The sequence below is a fragment of the Thalassotalea sp. HSM 43 genome (assembly GCF_004752005.1).
Classification (GTDB): domain Bacteria; phylum Pseudomonadota; class Gammaproteobacteria; order Enterobacterales; family Alteromonadaceae; genus Thalassotalea_A.
In genome coordinates this window covers 2,119,902-2,137,787 of the sequence record NZ_CP038493.1, presented here as the reverse complement: position 1 = coordinate 2,137,787, position 17,886 = coordinate 2,119,902, and the positions used below count along the sequence as shown (strand labels likewise).

At 45.0% G+C, this 17,886-nt stretch carries 18 protein-coding genes and 1 pseudogene; 7 read left to right on the top strand and 12 right to left on the bottom strand.

What is annotated here, in order from left to right:
- Window positions 1-3: 3 nt before the first annotated feature.
- The 5 genes from E2K93_RS09120 to E2K93_RS09100 are packed head-to-tail and all read left to right on the top strand — an operon-like array spanning window position 4 to window position 4,531.
- The gene (locus E2K93_RS09120; protein WP_135438801.1) at window positions 4-801 is read left to right on the top strand and encodes an SDR family NAD(P)-dependent oxidoreductase; all 798 of its coding nucleotides are present in this window, start codon (window positions 4-6) and stop codon (window positions 799-801) included.
- Window positions 802-810: 9 nt separating this feature from the next.
- Window positions 811-1,632 carry a hypothetical protein gene (locus E2K93_RS09115; protein ID WP_135438800.1) on the top strand — a complete coding sequence of 274 codons (822 nt, stop codon included), beginning with the start codon at window positions 811-813 and terminating at the stop codon, window positions 1,630-1,632.
- A gap of 13 nt (window positions 1,633-1,645) precedes the next feature.
- Entirely contained in the window at window positions 1,646-2,980 is a 1,335-nt protein-coding gene (locus E2K93_RS09110; protein WP_135438799.1) for an MFS transporter, read from the top strand.
- Complete coding sequence (locus E2K93_RS09105; protein ID WP_135438798.1) at window positions 2,980-3,822, top strand: hypothetical protein; 843 nt, start codon at window positions 2,980-2,982, stop codon at window positions 3,820-3,822. Before E2K93_RS09110 ends, E2K93_RS09105 begins: the two co-directional genes overlap by 1 nt.
- Window positions 3,815-4,531, top strand: a complete 717-nt coding sequence (locus tag E2K93_RS09100) for an alpha/beta hydrolase (protein ID WP_135438797.1) — start codon at window positions 3,815-3,817, stop codon at window positions 4,529-4,531. The genes E2K93_RS09105 and E2K93_RS09100 overlap by 8 nt, the downstream gene beginning before the upstream one ends.
- A gap of 78 nt (window positions 4,532-4,609) precedes the next feature.
- On the opposite strand, the gene E2K93_RS09095 is transcribed toward E2K93_RS09100, so the two are convergent.
- A complete protein-coding gene (locus tag E2K93_RS09095) occupies window positions 4,610-5,446 on the bottom strand; it encodes an SDR family oxidoreductase (protein WP_135438796.1) in 837 nt (278 codons plus the stop codon).
- A 104-nt stretch (window positions 5,447-5,550) separates the two neighbouring features.
- Here E2K93_RS09095 and E2K93_RS09090 point away from each other — a divergent pair, with 104 nt between their 5' ends.
- Together E2K93_RS09090 and E2K93_RS09085 are read left to right on the top strand one after the other, a co-directional pair.
- The gene (locus E2K93_RS09090) at window positions 5,551-6,327 is read left to right on the top strand and encodes an arylmalonate decarboxylase (protein WP_135438795.1); all 777 of its coding nucleotides are present in this window, start codon (window positions 5,551-5,553) and stop codon (window positions 6,325-6,327) included.
- Window positions 6,328-6,336: 9 nt separating this feature from the next.
- Window positions 6,337-7,194: an isocitrate lyase/PEP mutase family protein gene (locus E2K93_RS09085; protein ID WP_228445239.1), complete on the top strand. Its 858-nt coding sequence runs from the start codon at window positions 6,337-6,339 to the stop codon at window positions 7,192-7,194.
- Between the two features lie 57 nt (window positions 7,195-7,251).
- On the opposite strand, the gene E2K93_RS09080 is transcribed toward E2K93_RS09085, so the two are convergent.
- The 11 genes and pseudogenes from E2K93_RS09080 to E2K93_RS09030 all read right to left on the bottom strand — a co-directional run bounded on the left by E2K93_RS09080 (window position 7,252) and on the right by E2K93_RS09030 (window position 17,852).
- The gene (locus E2K93_RS09080; protein ID WP_135438793.1) at window positions 7,252-7,767 is read right to left on the bottom strand and encodes a hypothetical protein; all 516 of its coding nucleotides are present in this window, start codon (window positions 7,765-7,767) and stop codon (window positions 7,252-7,254) included.
- A 162-nt stretch (window positions 7,768-7,929) separates the two neighbouring features.
- Window positions 7,930-8,613, bottom strand: coding sequence for a hypothetical protein (locus tag E2K93_RS09075; RefSeq protein ID WP_135438792.1), 684 nt, complete (start codon window positions 8,611-8,613; stop codon window positions 7,930-7,932).
- Window positions 8,614-8,744: 131 nt separating this feature from the next.
- Window positions 8,745-9,950, bottom strand: a pseudogene (locus E2K93_RS09070) (MFS transporter); the annotation flags it as partial.
- Window positions 9,951-9,970: 20 nt separating this feature from the next.
- Window positions 9,971-10,609, bottom strand: a complete 639-nt coding sequence (gene leuD, locus E2K93_RS09065; protein WP_135438790.1) for a 3-isopropylmalate dehydratase small subunit — start codon at window positions 10,607-10,609, stop codon at window positions 9,971-9,973.
- Entirely contained in the window at window positions 10,609-12,069 is a 1,461-nt protein-coding gene (gene leuC, locus E2K93_RS09060) for a 3-isopropylmalate dehydratase large subunit (protein WP_135438789.1), read from the bottom strand. Before leuC ends, leuD begins: the two co-directional genes overlap by 1 nt.
- Window positions 12,070-12,090: 21 nt before the next feature.
- Window positions 12,091-13,008 carry a hydroxymethylglutaryl-CoA lyase gene (locus E2K93_RS09055; RefSeq protein ID WP_135438788.1) on the bottom strand — a complete coding sequence of 306 codons (918 nt, stop codon included), beginning with the start codon at window positions 13,006-13,008 and terminating at the stop codon, window positions 12,091-12,093.
- Complete coding sequence (locus tag E2K93_RS09050; protein WP_135438787.1) at window positions 13,008-14,207, bottom strand: CaiB/BaiF CoA transferase family protein; 1,200 nt, start codon at window positions 14,205-14,207, stop codon at window positions 13,008-13,010. Before E2K93_RS09050 ends, E2K93_RS09055 begins: the two co-directional genes overlap by 1 nt.
- A 191-nt stretch (window positions 14,208-14,398) precedes the next feature.
- Window positions 14,399-15,394 (bottom strand): hypothetical protein, encoded by a 996-nt coding sequence (locus tag E2K93_RS09045; RefSeq protein WP_189637735.1) that lies wholly within the window; start codon window positions 15,392-15,394, stop codon window positions 14,399-14,401.
- A gap of 153 nt (window positions 15,395-15,547) precedes the next feature.
- Complete coding sequence (locus E2K93_RS09040) at window positions 15,548-16,324, bottom strand: Asp/Glu racemase (RefSeq protein WP_135438786.1); 777 nt, start codon at window positions 16,322-16,324, stop codon at window positions 15,548-15,550.
- Between the two features lie 9 nt (window positions 16,325-16,333).
- Window positions 16,334-16,732, bottom strand: a complete 399-nt coding sequence (locus E2K93_RS09035; protein ID WP_135438785.1) for a TonB-dependent receptor — start codon at window positions 16,730-16,732, stop codon at window positions 16,334-16,336.
- A 193-nt stretch (window positions 16,733-16,925) separates the two neighbouring features.
- Window positions 16,926-17,852, bottom strand: a complete 927-nt coding sequence (locus tag E2K93_RS09030) for a hypothetical protein (protein ID WP_135438784.1) — start codon at window positions 17,850-17,852, stop codon at window positions 16,926-16,928.
- Window positions 17,853-17,886 lie beyond the last annotated feature (34 nt).

The window sequence follows — 17,886 nt, the reverse complement described above, 5'->3', positions numbered from 1 at the left end:
ATTATGGCAACAATAGTAATTACCGGTTCAACCAAAGGTATTGGCAAAGGCTTAGCTCAAGAGTTTTTCAATCAAGGCCACCAAGTGGTCGTTTCTGGCCGCAACCAAGATGACGCAAACCAATGCGCCAACGATATCGGCAAGGGTAGTGACAAAGTCATCGCTGTTGCCTGCGACACCACAGACAAAGCTCAGGTAGAGCAGCTATGGCAAGCCGCAACAGACCGCTTTGGCGCGGTTGATATTTGGATAAACAATGCCGGTTTAGCGCGCACTGTTTGGTCTATTCTCGACACACCAGATGATGAAGTTAACACCATGGTGACCACCAATATGTTAGGCACCATCAACTGCTGCAAAGTGGTTGCTAACGGCATGAAGCAACAAGGTGGCGGCAAGATTTTCAATATGCTGGGCGGTGGTTCAGATGGCGAGTACTTCCCCGGTATGGGCATATATGGCACCACCAAACGAGGTCTCGACTACTTTACCAATGCGCTTAGCAAAGAGCTGAAAGATGATCACATTTTGGTTGGCAAAATACGACCAGGCATGATCATCACCGAAGGGGTTATTCGCGAGGCAAAAGCCGATTGGGATAACTTCCAAAAGCGCCGTAAGTTCGCCAATGTGTTGTGTGACAAAGTGGAAACGGTGGCGCCGTTTTTAGTGACTAACATTCTTAACTTTAATAAAACCGGCAAAAAAATTGCCTGGTTAAACCCTCGAAAAATGACTCTGCGTTTACTTGGCTCTTTGCTGAAAAAGCCAAAAGATAAATTCGCCGAGTTTGGTTTATAGGACATATCAATGACAACAGCTAATAAAGAAACCAAAACCTTAGATGAGTTTTTAGCGGAAAATCCTAATGTCGATGTCAGTAAATACTGGGAGCGTTGTTGGGGCATCTTGAGCGAACTCAAAGCAAAAATAGCCAAGCGCTTTGCCGATATCGAACAGCATCCAAGTACCTTTGACCGCGAGTACTACACCTCACCTAATGGCGAGTTTGAAGGTTCCTACAAGGCATGGTCTGGCGAGGGCGTCGAATGGTTGGTGAACTCATGGATCGGTAACCGCAAGGCGTCGATTCTCGACATGAATACCACCGCTTTTCTCGGTCAAGAAACCGATGTGCCGCACTTAGTGATTGTCTTTGGTACGGTGCCGCACTTGTTTTGTTACTGCGATTACACACCACGTAAAAACCTACTAACCAACGTCGATTATCTCGATAAATACTATGGTGGTGACGTTAATGACTGGTATATGAAATTGCGTTCTAACGAGAACTTTCACTGGTCGGTAAGTCACGGTCCATACATGCGTGCCCTAGTTAATCCAGCAACGCAAAGCTTAATGGGCGAGTTAAATCACGACAACATCGATATTTTAGAAGCGTATCTGCACGAAATGGTTGACCGCTGGCTGGCTTGGCTAGATAACGCCGAACCGGTGCCTGAAAATGAGCGTGCCGAGCTGCAACGTAATGACCATATTATTCGCGAAATGGGCTACGCCCGCGATCCAATGAATAAGTTGGCCGCGAATGTGTTTGGTGCCGATGAAGTAGACAACATGATTGAACTGCGCATGGGCCGTCAGCAAATGCTGGCCAACAAGAAATACTGATTGAGGTAAGTTTATGGCTGGCATTCGCTTTTTAGGGGTAAATTTGGCCGATGGCGTAAAACGTCATCACCTAATTGCTTATTTTATAGCCGTGCTGATTTCCTCCGGATACGCTGGAGCGATGTCAATCTTGCAACCTGGGTTGTTGCAAGTTATTGGCATTGATTATAAATCACAGGCGCAAATCACCGGCATGCTTGGTGCCCTGCAAGAAGTGATTTTTATCATTATGCTGGCCATTTATGGTGTCTTTGCTGATCGCATTGGTCGCCGTTATGTATATACCTTTGGTTTGTTAACCACTGCCATTGGCTTTGCGCTATATGGCACTTCCACCTCGATTACAGAATTGATTGTCTATCGCGTTATCGTTGCCTTTGGTAGCGGTGCCATGGTGGGCATGATGGTCACCGTTATTGCAGACTACGCCAACAATGAAAGTCGAGGTAAGGCCAATGGCTTGCAAGGTGTGGTAGCAACCTTTGGCGCTTTTATACCCCCCATTCTCGCGACGTTACCCAATACCTTTGTGCAATCGGGTTACAGCGAAGCTGCTGCCCAACAAGCGACTTTCGCCATCGCCGGTTGTATGGGCGTTATCGGTGCCATCGTCGTGTTCTTCGGATTATCGAAAGTGGCCGGCACCGTCGTTCGTGCCAGTAATGAAAGCCTATCAAAACAATTAAAACTTGGTGCAGCAGAAGCGAAAGCGCCAAAAGTGGCATTAAGTTATGGCGCTGCGTTTATCTCTCGCGGCGATCTTGCGGTAACCGGTGCCTTTATGGGCTTGTGGTTAGTGCAATTTGGCACCGCTAATATGAACTTAAGTGCAAGTGAAGCAATGAACACCTTAGCGGTACCGGCAATTATGATGGTGGTGCTCGGCGCGCTTATCGGCTCGTTATTAATGGGCTGGGTAAGTGACAAAATATCGCGTGTTCGCGCAGTAACATGTGCGTCTGGCTTAGCCGCGGTTATTTACTGTGCGATGTTTTTTGTGAGCGATCCAACCCAGTCGTGGGTACTCGGTTTATTACTGGTTATGGGTATTGCTGAGATCAGTGCCTTTGTCTCGTCTCAAGCATTGGTCGGCGAGAGTGCACCTGCGAAGCGCCGCGGTGCGGTTATAGGATTTTTCGGCGTTGCCGGTGCGGTTGGCATTTTATTCGCAACCGCAGGTGGTGGTGCCTTATTTGCTGAATATGGTCCGTCGACACCGTTTGTGGTGTTTGGCCTATTCAATTTCATTGTCTTTTTATGGAGCTGGAAAGTGAACCCTGCGTCGAATGATGACACATCCTCCTCGCTAGCCAGTCAACAAGAATTAATTTCCCAAGGAGAGTCGTAATGTCTGCCCAACAAAAACCATTTGTCACAGAAGAGTTTGCCCGCCATATAGATAGCGGTCACAAAATGGACACCTCAGAGACCTACAATCAGGTCTTGGCCTTAAGAGATGAAATCTGGCAATACATATCAACTGAGCTCAATTTTAGCGAAGACTTGGGCTGCCAGGACATTCATAATTTTAATGATTTGCAAGGCAACCACCTAGGTCGAATGCGCAATTTTACCGGCGACAACGATAACCCGGTCGATTGGGTGATTCATTCAGACATCGGTCAACCACAAAATACCTTTACCAACATACATTTAACCTTTTGGATGAAAGGTAATACCGATGTGCCACATTTGGGTATGGCATTTGGTACCTTACCTGAGGCATTTTATTACGTCGATATGATGCCTCGTTATGAGTTAGTTACTCACCCTGAGCATGTCGAAAAATATTATGACGCCATTAACGATGTTGCTATGGCGCATCAAAATGAATTATTTGAACATGGTGTTAAGCCATTCAATGCGGCGATGCCATTTATTCGTGCCAGCCTAAGTCCGTGCGCCGTTGCCGGTGTTGGTCCTCTGTCATTTTTTGAAAATAACGCGAAACAGAAAATTTGGGCGGTAGTGAAACATTGGCTTGAATTAGTTAAAAATGCGCAGCAAGATGATGATCAAATGCAATGTCAAAAACGTCGCCAACGAGATTACGATCAGCGTCGTTCAATTGTCTACCTTGACCCTGCCAATCCGATCGCAGAGCGTTTGGTCGGTAAACAGGCAGCGGATCGACTGATTCGCATTCTCGCCGGTGAAGAACGAAACGGTAAACCGTATAACCGTGATTAAAAAAATACTTAAATGGACGGTGGTGTTGCTCGTTGTGGTGGTTGGTTCAACCGCCGCCTGGATGAGCATCCCATTTCCTTATCAACAACAACAAACAACCGACGCCCTGGTTTCTAACGATCAGGTCGAAGTTAATCAACATGACTTTATTGAGTTTGTCCCTAAACAGGGTGCCTCAAAAGGTCTAATTGTTTACCCCGGCGGCAAAACCACAGCTGAAACGTTTGCACCACTTGCACAACAATTTGCTTCTCATGGAATTTATGTCGCAATAATGCCCATGCCTTTAAACACTGCGTTTTTGGGTATCGATAAAGCAAATATCGCTATCGAGCAGCGGTCAGATATTTCAACTTGGTATGTCGCCGGGCATTCATTAGGTGGGGTTGCTGCAGCAGAGTACGCCAAATCAGCGGAGCAAAGTATTGCCGGTTTGATCTTGTGGGCTTCATATCCTGGAAGTGATATTAGCGGCTTGCAATTACCGGTTATTAGTATCAGTGCTGAAAAGGATTTGCAGACCACACCCGAAAAGATTGCGCTGAACAAAGCTAAGATGCCAAACAGCGCCATTTATGAAGAAATCAGCAATGGCAACCATTGGCATTTTGCTCATTATCAAGATGCGATGACGGAACAACAAGGCTTGCTAACTCGACAGCAACAACAGCAAAAAGTGGTCGAACTGAGCCTGCAATTTATGCTCTAAATATCACTTATCGCAAACACGTTAACTGGGGTCAGGTTGTCAAACATCTGACCCTTTTTTACGCTCATCTATTGATGATTACCAAGCGAAAGGCTTGCTGTCTTGAAACAATTCCCCTGTTGGGCCATCGTGTTCTAAGGTGGCCAACCACACCGGTGTTTCGGCAGCTTGCTTTGGCAACAATGGTGCCTCAGGTCCGCCCAAATCGGTTTTGACCCACGCCATGGCAACGGCATTAATTTTTATGTCCGGGTATTCCCCCAATTCCATCGATAGAATCTTAGTCATTGAATTTAATGCTGTTTTTGACATGCGATAGGCCAATGTCATGCCCATGGTCATGGCTGAAAAGCTGGCCAATTGACTGGATATATTAACAATACGACCATGTTGTTGGCGTTTCATCACCGTCAGCGCCGCCTGGGTTAATGCCAATGGCCCATAGACATTGGTCGCAATAGTTTGTTCTACCAACTCCATCGCCACCTCACAACCGGGCACCCACTGATCAATGGCAATACCGGCATTATTAATCAGCACGTCCAAGCGACCATATTGCTCAGCAATAGCGCTGATCAAATCAGAACACTGTTTAGCATCGGTGACATCAAGCACTTTAGCGACAACCGTCAATCCTTGCGCCTGCAATTTTCGTGTTTCTTGCTGCAGTTTTTGTTGATCACGGCCGGTCATCACCACCGTCATACCAAGCGCTGCTAACTTGCTTGCAATCGCTAAACCAATACCGCGATTAGCGCCTGTTACTAAGGCGATTTTACTTTCCATGCCATTTTCTATTTCACTATCTATTTCACTACCTATTTCACTAGCCACGCCACTATCCCGTTGTTGAATTTTCACTTGCTCAGCCGCTTTTGATGCTTGGTTGCCATTTGCCAGTTCGCCTAACCGCAATAGCCTTTATTTTATCGACTGAATATATTACATTAATGTTATATCTTTATAACAAATATAATCCAAGAGTTGCAATCAGACTTGGCTGAAAAAGGAAAAATATCATGTCTTTAGATTATTATGGTTATCGCAAAAAATTTGCTCTGTTGGTGCCAAGCACGAATACCGCAGTCGAGGTGGAATACAACAAAATGAAACCGGAAGGCGTGGTATTAGCAACACGTGGCTGTGTTATTCCTGCATTCAAGGTAACCAATGAAGACGAGTTTGTTGGCATGGTTAAAGCAATAGGCGATGCCACCGCACAGGGCTTACGTGATGCCCTAACCTGTCGTCCTGATCACGTCATTTTTGGCTATTCTGCCGAGACCTTTTGGGACGGCAAAGAACGTTCGGATCGTGAATTTGCCAAATATAATGATATCGCCAAACAAGAAGGACATTGTCAAATTACCTTTGGTGCACAGGCGATCATGGACGCGCTAAAGTGCTATCCCGGGGTTAAACGCATTGGTGTGGTAACGCCCTATATGCCGGTAGGCGATAACATGGTTGTCAAATTTTTAGGTGACATTGGCTATGATGTGGTGCGTATTGCTGGTCATAGTTCGCCAGGTCCGGTAGAAATTGCCCATGAAAGCTTTGGCAAAACCCGTCAACTGGTAAAAGACGTTGATGGAGATGATGTTGATTTGATCTTACAAGCCGGTACCAATTTATATTTCGTCGAGCTGGCAGCACAACTTGAAAAAGAATTAGGCAAGCCAGTATTGGCCATTAACGCGCTAACGTTTTGGCATGCACTGCGCTCAAATGGTATTCCGGATAAAATCTATGGCTTCGGCTCATTGCTCGAAGAGCACACCTCAATCCCACAATAGATAACCATTATGGCAACCTTAAAACAACGGTTACAACAACCGGGTGTTATTAAAGCGCCCGGTGTATTTGATGGTCTTTCATGTCGACTGGTTAAAAATGCAGGCTTTGATGTTGGTTTTGTCTCTGGCGCTGGTATTGCATTTTCACGCTTTGGTGTTGCCGATATCGGCTTGGTCACCATCAAGGAAGTGACCGATACCATCAGTGCGATCAGAGAATATAATGACTTACCTTTGATAGTCGACATCGATACGGGTTTTGGCAACGCCATCAATACGCAACGTACGGTAAAGATGTTAGAAACAGCCGGTGCCAATGCGATGCAAATGGAAGATCAGGTGATGCCAAAACGTTGTGGCCATATGCAAGGCAAAGACGTGGTGGCAACGAGCGAAATGGTGGGCAAAATAAAAGCCTTTGTTGATGCCAGAGCCAGTGATGACACATTACTTGTTGCCAGAACCGATGCGCTTGCCGTTAATGGTTTTGATGATGCCATGCACAGAGCGGCGCAGTACATTGACGCAGGTGCTGATATTTTGTTTGTTGAAGCGCCGCAAAGTTATGAACAAATGCAGATAATCGGTCAAGAGTTCGGTGATAAAGTGCCATTAGTGCATAACTTAGTCGAAGGTGGCAACAGCCCAATCGATAACGCGGATATGATGCAATCGCTAAATTATAAAATCGCCTTGTACCCTATTGCTCTGCTTAATGGTTTTATTCCTAAAGCCGAACATGTGCTGAGCCACATTCAACAAACCGGTGATACTCAAAGTTATCAACAACCACTATGGGATCTGCAGCAGATAAACGATTTACTGGGGGCTGGCGATATGTTGGCGCAAGCAGAAAAGTACAAATAACTGGTTAACTGAATTTACAAGATAAAGGTCAGCACTTGCTGACCTTTTTCGTTATATCTATTGCGCGAAACGATGACTTTCTTCAATCGAACAATTCGCTACTTCCTGTGGCTGATTAATACGTGAAGTCAGCCAACACTCATCATAGATAGAACAATAACACAGTTCGATTTCGACGGTTTTATCCGCTTTTAAAAATAACTTGGCGTTATCTCCGTTGTATTTTACCGGATTAATAATTTGCTGCGGCGATAGAATTTTATTGCCGAAATGTGACTGAGTAAAATGACTGAAGTCGCTAATATCATGCCAGTGCTTAATAATTTCACCGTTATGTTTGACCACAGCGTAATTAATTAATGCCGGACCATTACCACTGTTAGTGACACCGTAACTGAAATTATTGCCACCATAGCTGCGAAAAATTTCCACTCTCGGCCACATAGAAGCTCGGGCATAAGAGCGGTCAATATAGGCTGAATAAATAGCCACGACAGCGGTGATCAAGCTGATCATAAGTGCCGATAAGGCAATAATCATTTCAGGTTTTTGATACCAAGAACTGTTTTCCATTTTATTATCCTGCGCAGCGACGTTAATCATATCGTTAAGTTAAACTGTACAATTAATCAGCAGACAATTTCAAATCATTTGCTCTGAAAGCTCTTGGAAAAGCCTCAACTTGTGCCCGCACCTTATGCGATCAACTATCGCCATTTCACTACCATAAAAAGCCTAATTGGCGTGCACCATATTGGCTGCGACTTGGTCTTTAGCAAAGTAATTCACTGTCGCCAGTAATGAAGCAATAAAAATCACTTCGGCTAGATTGCCCAACACAAAACCATATTGTGAAGTAGCTGATGCAGCATTAATAACAAAAATGCACAGCGCTCCAGCGAACATCCATGGCCAGTTGGCTTTTTTCCAAACCACCGCAGCCCAAATGATGGCAAATAAATTCGTGCCTATGGTTGCCAGCGGCGGAATTTTTGATACAGAGACAAAGCGTTCCATCTCACCGACAGGTGATGTTAGTAGCTTACTGGTCAGTTCAAGCTGTAAAATCTCATGTAAAATGCCGTAGCTTAGAGCGCAAACCGTGACGATAATAAAAAGCGCCTTACACCACAGTTTGTCGGCTCCTTTATAGCCGGCATGCTGCAGCATTTTATAAGTAAATAGTGATAGAAACGGCAGAATAAGCGAGTGTGCATACCAACGCATTTGGTTGGCAAATTGTAGGCTTTCATCGGCGCCATAGATACTCGATAGCATCACCATAGAATTGTCGTATAGCACGCCACATAGCAGCAATCGCAACCACCAAATACTAAAACCATTACTATGAATTTTGCTGCTTAGTATCAGCAAAGCCAAATGACAAACAATAAAAAATATAAAAATTGCAGTCAGCATAATCTTCTCTCTTTTGTTATCTATATGCCGTAACGTTTAAGCGTTCTGGCTTAAACCATTATCTCTTAAGCCAAGCAGGATGTGCTAATTTGCTGTTTAGCGTTTTTTGTTGGTGTACGACGCCCTGCTCGTTAGTCAACCGCGGACTCCGCTGGCTTGTGGGCTTGCGGTTGTTTCTCACCGTGCATCAGCTCTTTCAATGGCCAAGCCAGATAGCAAATGCCGATGGCAATGCCGGCAACCCAAGCGAACGTAAAACCTGACAGGCTCAATAAAGAACCGGCTAGCAATGGACCAACGACACGTCCCCATGCGCCCATAGCACCTGCCGCGCCCATAATTCGGCCTCGATACTGAACTTCGGTACGTTGCGAAATAAGCGAGTTCATAAGTGGCATACACATGCTGGCACCAGATATTGTGGTAAAGAAACTTGCCACCATAAAAAATTGCGTGGTCGAGAAACTGGCCATACAAAAACCTAGGGTTAGTAACGCGACACCAAACGTCAACACCGGGATTTCACCAAACTTTTTGGCAAGCACTGCGATTAGCTTCGCTTGTAACGCCGCCATCACCAAGCCTTGGATACCAAACACGATGCCAATTTGTTTAGGACCCCAGTTTAATAGCTCGCCGGTCCATAGTGGGAATAAGTAACTGACCGTAGTGATTACCATTGAATGCAGTAAAAATTGCAAGACTAACCAACGATTGCCGCTTTGTTTGAGGATGTTATAGCTTGACGTTTTGCCAATCGCATCGCGAATTTCTTTATGCTCTTGGCGTTGTTTTTTATCCAAAGATTCAGTCAAAAATATCGCCGCAAATATCGCCGCCATCAGCGACATGCCGCCGGCAACCATGCAAGGCAGAAGAAAGTTAATCTCATCTCCGGCTAGAACACCACCTAAAAATGGACCAACAACCATGCCCAAGCCAAACGCGGCGCCGACCAAGCCCATAGACTTAGCGCGATTTTCTGGTGTCGACAAATCGGCAACCATAGCACCCGCGACACCATAGATTCCAGCAACACAACCCGCCAGGATACGAGCGATATAGACCATGGTCAGGGTTTCCGCATTGGCCAACAATACGTAAGAAGCTGCGGTAACCAATAAACAAAACATGATCACTGGCTTGCGACCAATTTTGTCGCTTAATTTACCCCATAAGGTGCCAACCAAGCCGGCAAAAACCGAATAGATAGCGATGATCATGGCAATATCAAAATTGCTGGCACCAAGCTTAGGAGCCAAAAAAGGTAAGATAGGGATAACGATACCAAAGCCAATCAAGTCAATGAATACTGTCAGAAATAGAATCGGCATGGTATTGGTTTCGTCCTTTTAGACTAACGATTAAAAAAGTAAGGGTGACGCTGCTTATGGCGTTGTTCAAACGCCTTTATGTTGTCAGCCTGCTGTAAGGTCAATGCAATATTATCAAGGCCATTCAACAACTTAAAGCGTCTACTAGGTTCTATACAAAAATGAATCAGCTTGTGATTAAAACGTAATTGCTTATGCTCTAAGTCGACTTCCATCAACACGCTTTTAGCTTGTTTGGTTAACGCAAATAATCTATCCATGACTGGCTTTTCTAAGGTAATGGCTAACACACCATTGTTAAAACAGTTATTAAAGAATATATCGGCAAATGATTGCGCAATGATCACTTTAAAGCCCATATCACGGATGCCCCAAACCGCATGTTCGCGAGAACTGCCGCAGCCAAAGTTTTCACCGCCAAGTAAAATACTGGCCGCTAAAAACTTACTCTGGTTTAATTCAAAATCAGGGTTTAAGCGCCGCGTTGATACATCTATATCTACATCGCCGTGATCAAGATAACGCCAATCATCAAACGCCCAATCTCCATAACCAGTTTTGCTGATGCATTTTAGGTATTGTTTAGGCATTATTGCATCGGTATCAACGTTGGCTCGGTCGATAGCGGCGACAATACCGGTATGCGTTTTAAAAGCTTGCATCAGGCGATAACCTCTTGCTTGGTAGTGGAATTTTGTTGATCGGCAAGTGAGATATTGCGCACATCAACAAAGTGACCGTAAATTGCAGCAGCGGCAGCCATAGCCGGTGACACCAAATGTGTGCGCCCTCCTTGACCTTGTCGACCTTCAAAATTTCGATTCGAGGTAGAGGCGCAGCGCTCGCCTGGTTCAAGCTTATCTGGGTTCATGGCATTGCACATAGAGCAACCGGCGAAACGCCATTCAAATCCAGATGCAATAATGATTTGATCAAGGCCTTCTCGTTCGGCTTGCTCTTTAACTAAGCCTGAACCTGGCACCACCATGGCACGAGTTATTGAGCTTGCAATCTTGCGACCTTTTAATACCTTGGCGACTTGTCGTATATCTTCAATTCGGCCATTGGTGCAACTGCCAATAAACACTTGATCAATTGCCAACTGTTCTAGTGACTGCCCTGACGTCACGCCCATATAGTGTTGTGCTGTTTGCCATTCATGTTGCTGTACTGCATCTTTGCCTTCGCCAGCGTCTGGTATTGGTGCATTGACCGCAATCACCTGATCCGGCTTGGTACCCCAAGTGACTTGCGGCACAATATCGCTCGCATCAATATCGAGTTCTTGGTCAAATTTGGCATTGTCATCAGATTGTAAGGTTTGCCAAAATCGCAATGCTTGCTGCCATTGCTCACCTTGCGGCGCAAAAGGTTTGTCTTTCAGATAGTTAGCGGTAACGTCATCAAACGCCACCATGCCTGAGCGGGCACCGGCTTCGATGGTCATATTACATAAAGTTAAGCGCCCTTCCATCGATAAGTCCTGTACCGCACTGCCTGCGTATTCAATCGCATAGCCGCTGCCACCGGCACTGCCAAGCTGGCCGATAATATACAAAATCATGTCTTTTGCGGTCACCCCAAACGCTAACTTACCGTTGACATTGACACGCATATTTTTGCATTTTTTCTGCATCAGCGTTTGCGTTGCCAGCACATGCTCAACCTCAGATGTACCAACGCCTTGGGCAAGGGCAGCAAACGCACCATGAGTAGACGAATGTGAATCACCGCATACCACGGTCATTCCTGGCAGCGTAGCGCCTTGCTCTGGGCCTACCACGTGGACGATACCTTGACGCTTATCTGCTAATGCAAATTGATTTATGCCATGGCTTTTACAGTTACTGTCGAGGGTTTGAACTTGTTGCTTGGCAATGGCATCGCTAAAGCCGTTTAGCCCCAAGTGTCTGTCTTGGGTAGGCACTTGGTGATCCGGTGTCGCTAAAATACTATCCACTCGCCATACATCGCGTTGATATTGGCGCAAGCCGTCGAATGCCTGTGGCGAGGTGATTTCATGAATGATATGACGATCGATATAAATCAGGCCGTTGCCATCGTCATCAATATCGACCAAATGCATTTCCCACAATTTATCGTAAAGCGTTTTACCTGTCACAACGAAACCCTGTAATTATTGTTAAATAAGCGCGTTGCCTTTTGCTAACTGCAACTTGCGCCAAGCATCGGCTCGGCCACCGATTTGTTGTTCAACCCAAAGGCCAACTTTATCGCTCAGCGCCATCAGTTTCTGCAGATCAATATTTGTTTGATAACCCATTTGCTCGAGCATCATCACCACATCTTCAGTGGCAACATTACCCGTCGCGCCTGGCGCAAACGGACATCCTCCAAGGCCGCCTAGTGAGGCATCAAATTTACGCACCCCCACTTGCAGAGCCGCATAGACATTGGCAATCCCCATCGCCCGTGTATCATGAAAATGACACGCTAACTTATCGATATCTACCACTTGGCTTACTTGCTTGATAAGCGTCGCAACTTGCTCTGGATTCGCTGCCCCTATGGTATCAGCGAGAATAATTTCTTTAGCGCCGGCTTCATCTAGAGCACGGGCAATGTCGATAACACGCTGCGGCTCGGTTTTCCCTTCAAATGGGCAATGCCAAGACACCGCAACGCAACAAATAACATCAATGTTATCGTCTTTACCTTGGGCAATAATGCTCATCGCTTGTTGCATGCCTTGCATGACACTCATGCGCACGTTTTTCTGGTTCATGGTTTCCGTAGCACATACCACCATCATCACCGCTTTAGCCCCCGCCGCTTTTGCGAGTTGATAACCTTTGGCATTAGGAATAAGCGCCTGATAATGACAATTGCCAGCGGGCAGTTGTTGATAAATGTCGTTGATACCAGCCATTGCCGGTACCGCTTTAGGCGAAACAAAACTGCCCACCTCAATACTCGGAAGGCCAGCATTAACTAAATCGGCAATAATCTCGCTACGCTGTTCTGGCGTTAAAATTTGCGCTTGATTTTGCAAGCCATCACGGGGGCCCACATCAGTAATACGTACAAACCTCGACGCCATTATTTAACGATTCCTTGATCACGCAGTTTATCAATCTCTTCTGCTGACAAATTCAATAAATCACCAAGTACCTGATCGGTATGTTGACCAATATGCGGCGCAGCGCTGAAGCTGTCTTCGTTAGTACGCGACATCTTGATCGGATTACCCGGCGCCTTTGTGGCTTTGCCATCGGGATGAAAAATATCTACCACCATTTTACGATGCCGCACTTGGGAGTCATTGAGCACATCGGAGAATTTATTTACCGGTGCGCATGGGATGCGCGCCGCTTCCAATTTGTCTAACCAATATCGGTTGGTGTTGGTCGCAAAGATTTCTGCTAACGTCGCGTCGATAAACTGTTTATCGGCAAAGCGACCTGGTTGGCCGTCGTATTTGGCATCATCAAATTGCGCGACATTGACCACCGGCTTAAGGTTTTGCCAAAAATTATCGGTGATCACCGCCAAAATTATGTGACCATCTTGGGTCGGATAAGAATTGTAAGGCACATGAACAAAGTGGCCATTGCCAATTGGGAATGGGTCGTCTCCAGAAATCATGTGCATCGTTGCCATATAGTTCAGCATCGACACCTGACAATCCAGCATAGAGATATCGACATGCTGGCCTTTGCCTGACTTATAACGCTCTACAACAGCGCCTAAAATGCCCATAACGGCAAACATGCCACCACCCAAATCACCAATAGGAATACCGGCTCGTATCGGTGTTTTTGGATCGGTTCCGGTAATCGACATACCGCCACCAAACGCTTGTGCCACCTGATCAAATGCCGGACGCTTATGGCCTGGACCATCAGAGCCAAACCCGGTTACCGCGCAGGTAATAATGCTCGGGTTATGTTGGCTTAGAGTATCGTAATCAATGCCGAGTCGCTCAGGTACTCCGGGGCCAAAGTTATTGATAACCACATCAACTTCAGCAACTAATTTATAAAATAGCTGCTTACCTTCATCGCTTTTTAAATCGATGGCGACCGAGCGCTTATTACGATTTAAAGTAATAAAATAAGCACCGAAGCCATCAACCGAGTTGTTTGGATCCGAGGCCAGAAGCTTGCGCGTACCTTCACCCTGCAAAGGTTCTACTTTAATGGTATCTGCACCCATATCAGACAAAATCATCGAACCATAAGGGCCCGATAACATATGGGTTAAATCGATAATTTTTAAGCCAGCAAGTGGTTTATTCATGATGACGTTTACTCCTTTGCCACCGCAATTGGCTGCCGCTGAAGTTGGCTTTGCCAATACTGTTAGTCACTTTGTTATATCATTATAACAAATAGTGCCAATATTATAGGATGAATGCAAGCAAAACACCGCTGGCAATAGGCAAAAAGCAACTATCAAAAGAGCAAAGGGACTCAGTGTAATTGGCTCACTTACGCGGACGTTTTTTGTTTGGCTTCAGGCGCAGGCTTTGTCGGTTTGCGGGCAAATGGATAGATCATTGCAGCGAGTACGATGGCAACCAAAATGAGAATAAACGGTATGCGCACAACTTCTTGTATCGCGGTTAAGTCGTGTCGATAAAAGAAAATAACGATGGCAATATACAATAGCGTTAGCAAGCGAATGGTTGAACGTTGTAAGCCTAGTCCGTAAATTCCGGTCACCATAAACATGGTAGCAAAACCAAAGGCAAACATCGGCCAAATATTATGGTACACCGACAACCAAGCGACGATAGCACCGTGGATCAAGACAAAGGTTTCCAGCAATACAGTCCAATTGCGGTTTTGATGATATCGGGTATAAATTAAACAGCCCTGCACCATAATCATAATGGCATAAAAGGTGCCCAACATATGACCGGCGTTAATCTCTATAGGGTGGAACCAAAAGGTGTAAACGATAGCCCAAGAAAAATAGTAGCCATGATATTCTTTAACCAGATACCTAACGTGATTAATCCAGCCTATCGATTTGCCAAAAATTAAGCCTCGGCGTTGATTCTCTAATACCAAGACTAAAGACAGTAGAATAATCACCGCGAACTGACCTGAGAACACATGGGTATCTTGCGCCAATCCATCGTAAAATAGTTTGGTTTGTACAACGTGCCAAATGATGAAAAACAAGTTACCAAATAAGGCTATGTAGTTGTGGCGTTGTAGACCGTTAGAATATTGAATTTCACCACGTTGTTTTTTACACTTGCCATCCCAAATCAACCACCAGAAAAACACTTGATGAGCAACAAAACTACCCCAAGCAGATAAGCGAGTTATAAAATCAGCATCAGGTAGTTTCCAGAAATACCAAGTTGGGCCTTGGTCGGGAATAAAATCAATGTGCGCACTATACGGTCCCATAAGCCAAATAAAGGCCATGATCAGCGCGGATAAAATAATTAATACATTGATAGTGCGTGGCATACTGTTTCATTCCATAAAAAGGTTAATTGGGTATACGCTTTTACACACTATCCAGATTAACCTTTTGGCGAAAAAATACCAATCAATTAGCAGCCTAATATACTGAAATAATTAGTACTTTTGATATCGATCCGATAGTTTGCTGATAGCCCGTTAAAACTCTTCCAAAAGACGGCCTTTACCGGTTATTTTATCATTCACACCACAGGCACGAAGTGCATGCCAAACCGTTGCTACATTTATCGGCAATAACGGCTTACCTAAGATATGCTCGTAGGTCGGAAATAAATCAACGGTCGACAAATTGGTGCCGCATTGCACAATGGCATCGACACTATCGTGATCAACTTCATGAATGGCATTAACCACGTCTTGGATTTTAGTTTCGGCAATGGCGGTTGCCGACGGACGATTTAAGCCTTTGACTTTATGAACCTCAAATCCGATATCGGAGAAAAACCGAATCACATTTTCATCGCCAACTTCTGGATACGGGGTGATAACAGAGATCTTCTTGGCACCAAATAGCTCTAGGGCATCTTTGGTTGCACCAGCACCTGTGGTCAAGCCTAGATCACCAATCTGATCTTTAATTTCATTTTCAAATTCGATGTTGCCCTCAAGGCCACCCCAAAACGTTTCTGCCGACATACCCAGCATAATATGATTGACTTGGGCACTGAGTACATTGCGAATCGAACTCGGTATTTCTCCACGCATAATTTCTAAAAAGCGTTCAAATACCTGATTTTCATTTTCACCGGTTTTGCTGACTTCATCCGCCCAATTTCTTAATTCAATATAAAAGCGTGATGGATGCCACGTAACACCATCAAGACAAAATTTTTGTAAATCATACTCAACGCCGGTATTGGTAGACGGAATGATGACGCCAATTTGGGCGCGACGAGCAATTTGATAATTATCCATTGTATTTCCTTAATTCGCGGCGGTTATCGCAAGCTGTGGCTGCTTTTTCAGCATGATGATCATCATCACAATGGATGCCATGATTAACAGTGCCGCTACGCCCATAGTGATACCTGCGATAGCTGGGTGCATTAACATGCCGTACATACTGCCCATACCAACAACCATCAAAATTGTGCCGAGTTGATGCAAAACAAACTGACTGACAGCCAACTTTGAGCTGCTGCCATCGAGCCACAATTTGTGGATACAGGCGTAAAAGAATGACATTACAAAACCCAGCATCAATAAGTGTGCGTGGGTAACATGCTGACTGTGGTTTTGGTTGGCGGCCATATACAGACCAAATGCCACACCAATCAGTACATAAATTAATGCATGCATCACATAAGCGGTTGCGAGTTTCATGGTATCCCCTTTTTTACTTTTTATTGTGTATTGAGCATCGCCTATCAGCAATGACATATAGCACTTATATTTACCGCCTTTGCAACCTGCTTGCCGTCATCCCGCACTTGAAGCGGGATCTCGTGGATATCGATAAGACCTTATAGGTACAAAAAAGGGTTGGAATTCCAACCCTTGATGTTCATTGAATTAGTTACTGCAATTTTGCCGATTTACCGGTGTCTGGGTTAACCGGTGTTTTCCAAAGGAAAATAAAAATACCGATAAACAACGCCAAGACAATTGCCCACTTACCCATTTGGTTCGGGTCAATCCAAAATTCTTTGTACCAGCCCCAGTATGTGGTGATTTCCCAGTTATACCAAGCGACACCAGCGGCACCGATGGCATAACGAATCATCAGGCCAACTTCATTTTGCTTACTTTGCTTATACAACAAATACACCGACCAAATAAAAATCGCCGCCGATAAAGCATAGGTTGCTGGATGATATGTACCAGCGATGCGCGGGTCTAAAATTCCGATCATCAATACATACATAAACCAGTTAACAAAGACATATTCGGTGGCAGCAATCCGTGAGGTTTGCGGCTTTAACCCAGGTGTCGGCTTACCTAGCCCTTCGCGCATGCCACATTGCTTGCGTATCCACATTAACATGCGACATCGCATGTCTTTTTGGAACATCGTCATCATCAGCATAAACACTAAAAATATCGATGATATCTCTAAAATATTATGTGAGCCGAGCAAGACAGGTGTGCCTTCGGCATCTTTAACCATAGGAATAGAGTTGGCGTGTTCAAAGAAATCCAGCCCCATTTCTACCCACGAGTCCCATACTAACATGGCACCGAGAAAGCCCATTAACGAGCCTTTTACTTCGTCTTTGCGAAGTCCCCAGAAAATTAATGCAATACCTATGCAGCCAATCGCGAAGGTCATGCCATACTTCCAGGTTTCAGAATTTGGAATCGCGTAAATCATCGAGACAACATACATATGAGAAATCGGTTTTTGCAAGGTAACGAAAAAATATACCAGCAGCGCCATAAAAACCGTGTTAGCGCGAATGCTACTTTTAGAAGTCGCTGGATTTGAGATAGCCTCTGTCGACATACTCACTCCCTAATACTTAAATGGGTTGGAAAGA

Excerpts from the sequence above, each read along its gene's own strand:
- E2K93_RS09040 (WP_135438786.1), bottom strand. The coding sequence starts at position 16,324 with ATGGATAATTATCAAATTGCTCGTCGCGCCCAAATTGGCGTCATCATT.
- E2K93_RS09035 (WP_135438785.1), bottom strand. The coding sequence starts at position 16,732 with ATGAAACTCGCAACCGCTTATGTGATGCATGCATTAATTTATGTACTG.
- E2K93_RS09080 (WP_135438793.1), bottom strand. The coding sequence starts at position 7,767 with ATGGAAAACAGTTCTTGGTATCAAAAACCTGAAATGATTATTGCCTTA.
- E2K93_RS09115 (WP_135438800.1), top strand. The coding sequence starts at position 811 with ATGACAACAGCTAATAAAGAAACCAAAACCTTAGATGAGTTTTTAGCG.
- E2K93_RS09105 (WP_135438798.1), top strand. The coding sequence starts at position 2,980 with ATGTCTGCCCAACAAAAACCATTTGTCACAGAAGAGTTTGCCCGCCAT.
- E2K93_RS09120 (WP_135438801.1), top strand. The coding sequence starts at position 4 with ATGGCAACAATAGTAATTACCGGTTCAACCAAAGGTATTGGCAAAGGC.
- E2K93_RS09045 (WP_189637735.1), bottom strand. The coding sequence starts at position 15,394 with ATGCCACGCACTATCAATGTATTAATTATTTTATCCGCGCTGATCATG.
- leuD (WP_135438790.1), bottom strand. The coding sequence starts at position 10,609 with ATGCAAGCTTTTAAAACGCATACCGGTATTGTCGCCGCTATCGACCGA.
- E2K93_RS09075 (WP_135438792.1), bottom strand. The coding sequence starts at position 8,613 with ATGCTGACTGCAATTTTTATATTTTTTATTGTTTGTCATTTGGCTTTG.
- E2K93_RS09085 (WP_228445239.1), top strand. The coding sequence starts at position 6,337 with ATGGCAACCTTAAAACAACGGTTACAACAACCGGGTGTTATTAAAGCG.
- E2K93_RS09110 (WP_135438799.1), top strand. The coding sequence starts at position 1,646 with ATGGCTGGCATTCGCTTTTTAGGGGTAAATTTGGCCGATGGCGTAAAA.
- E2K93_RS09090 (WP_135438795.1), top strand. The coding sequence starts at position 5,551 with ATGTCTTTAGATTATTATGGTTATCGCAAAAAATTTGCTCTGTTGGTG.
- E2K93_RS09050 (WP_135438787.1), bottom strand. The coding sequence starts at position 14,207 with ATGAATAAACCACTTGCTGGCTTAAAAATTATCGATTTAACCCATATG.
- E2K93_RS09030 (WP_135438784.1), bottom strand. The coding sequence starts at position 17,852 with ATGTCGACAGAGGCTATCTCAAATCCAGCGACTTCTAAAAGTAGCATT.
- E2K93_RS09055 (WP_135438788.1), bottom strand. The coding sequence starts at position 13,008 with ATGGCGTCGAGGTTTGTACGTATTACTGATGTGGGCCCCCGTGATGGC.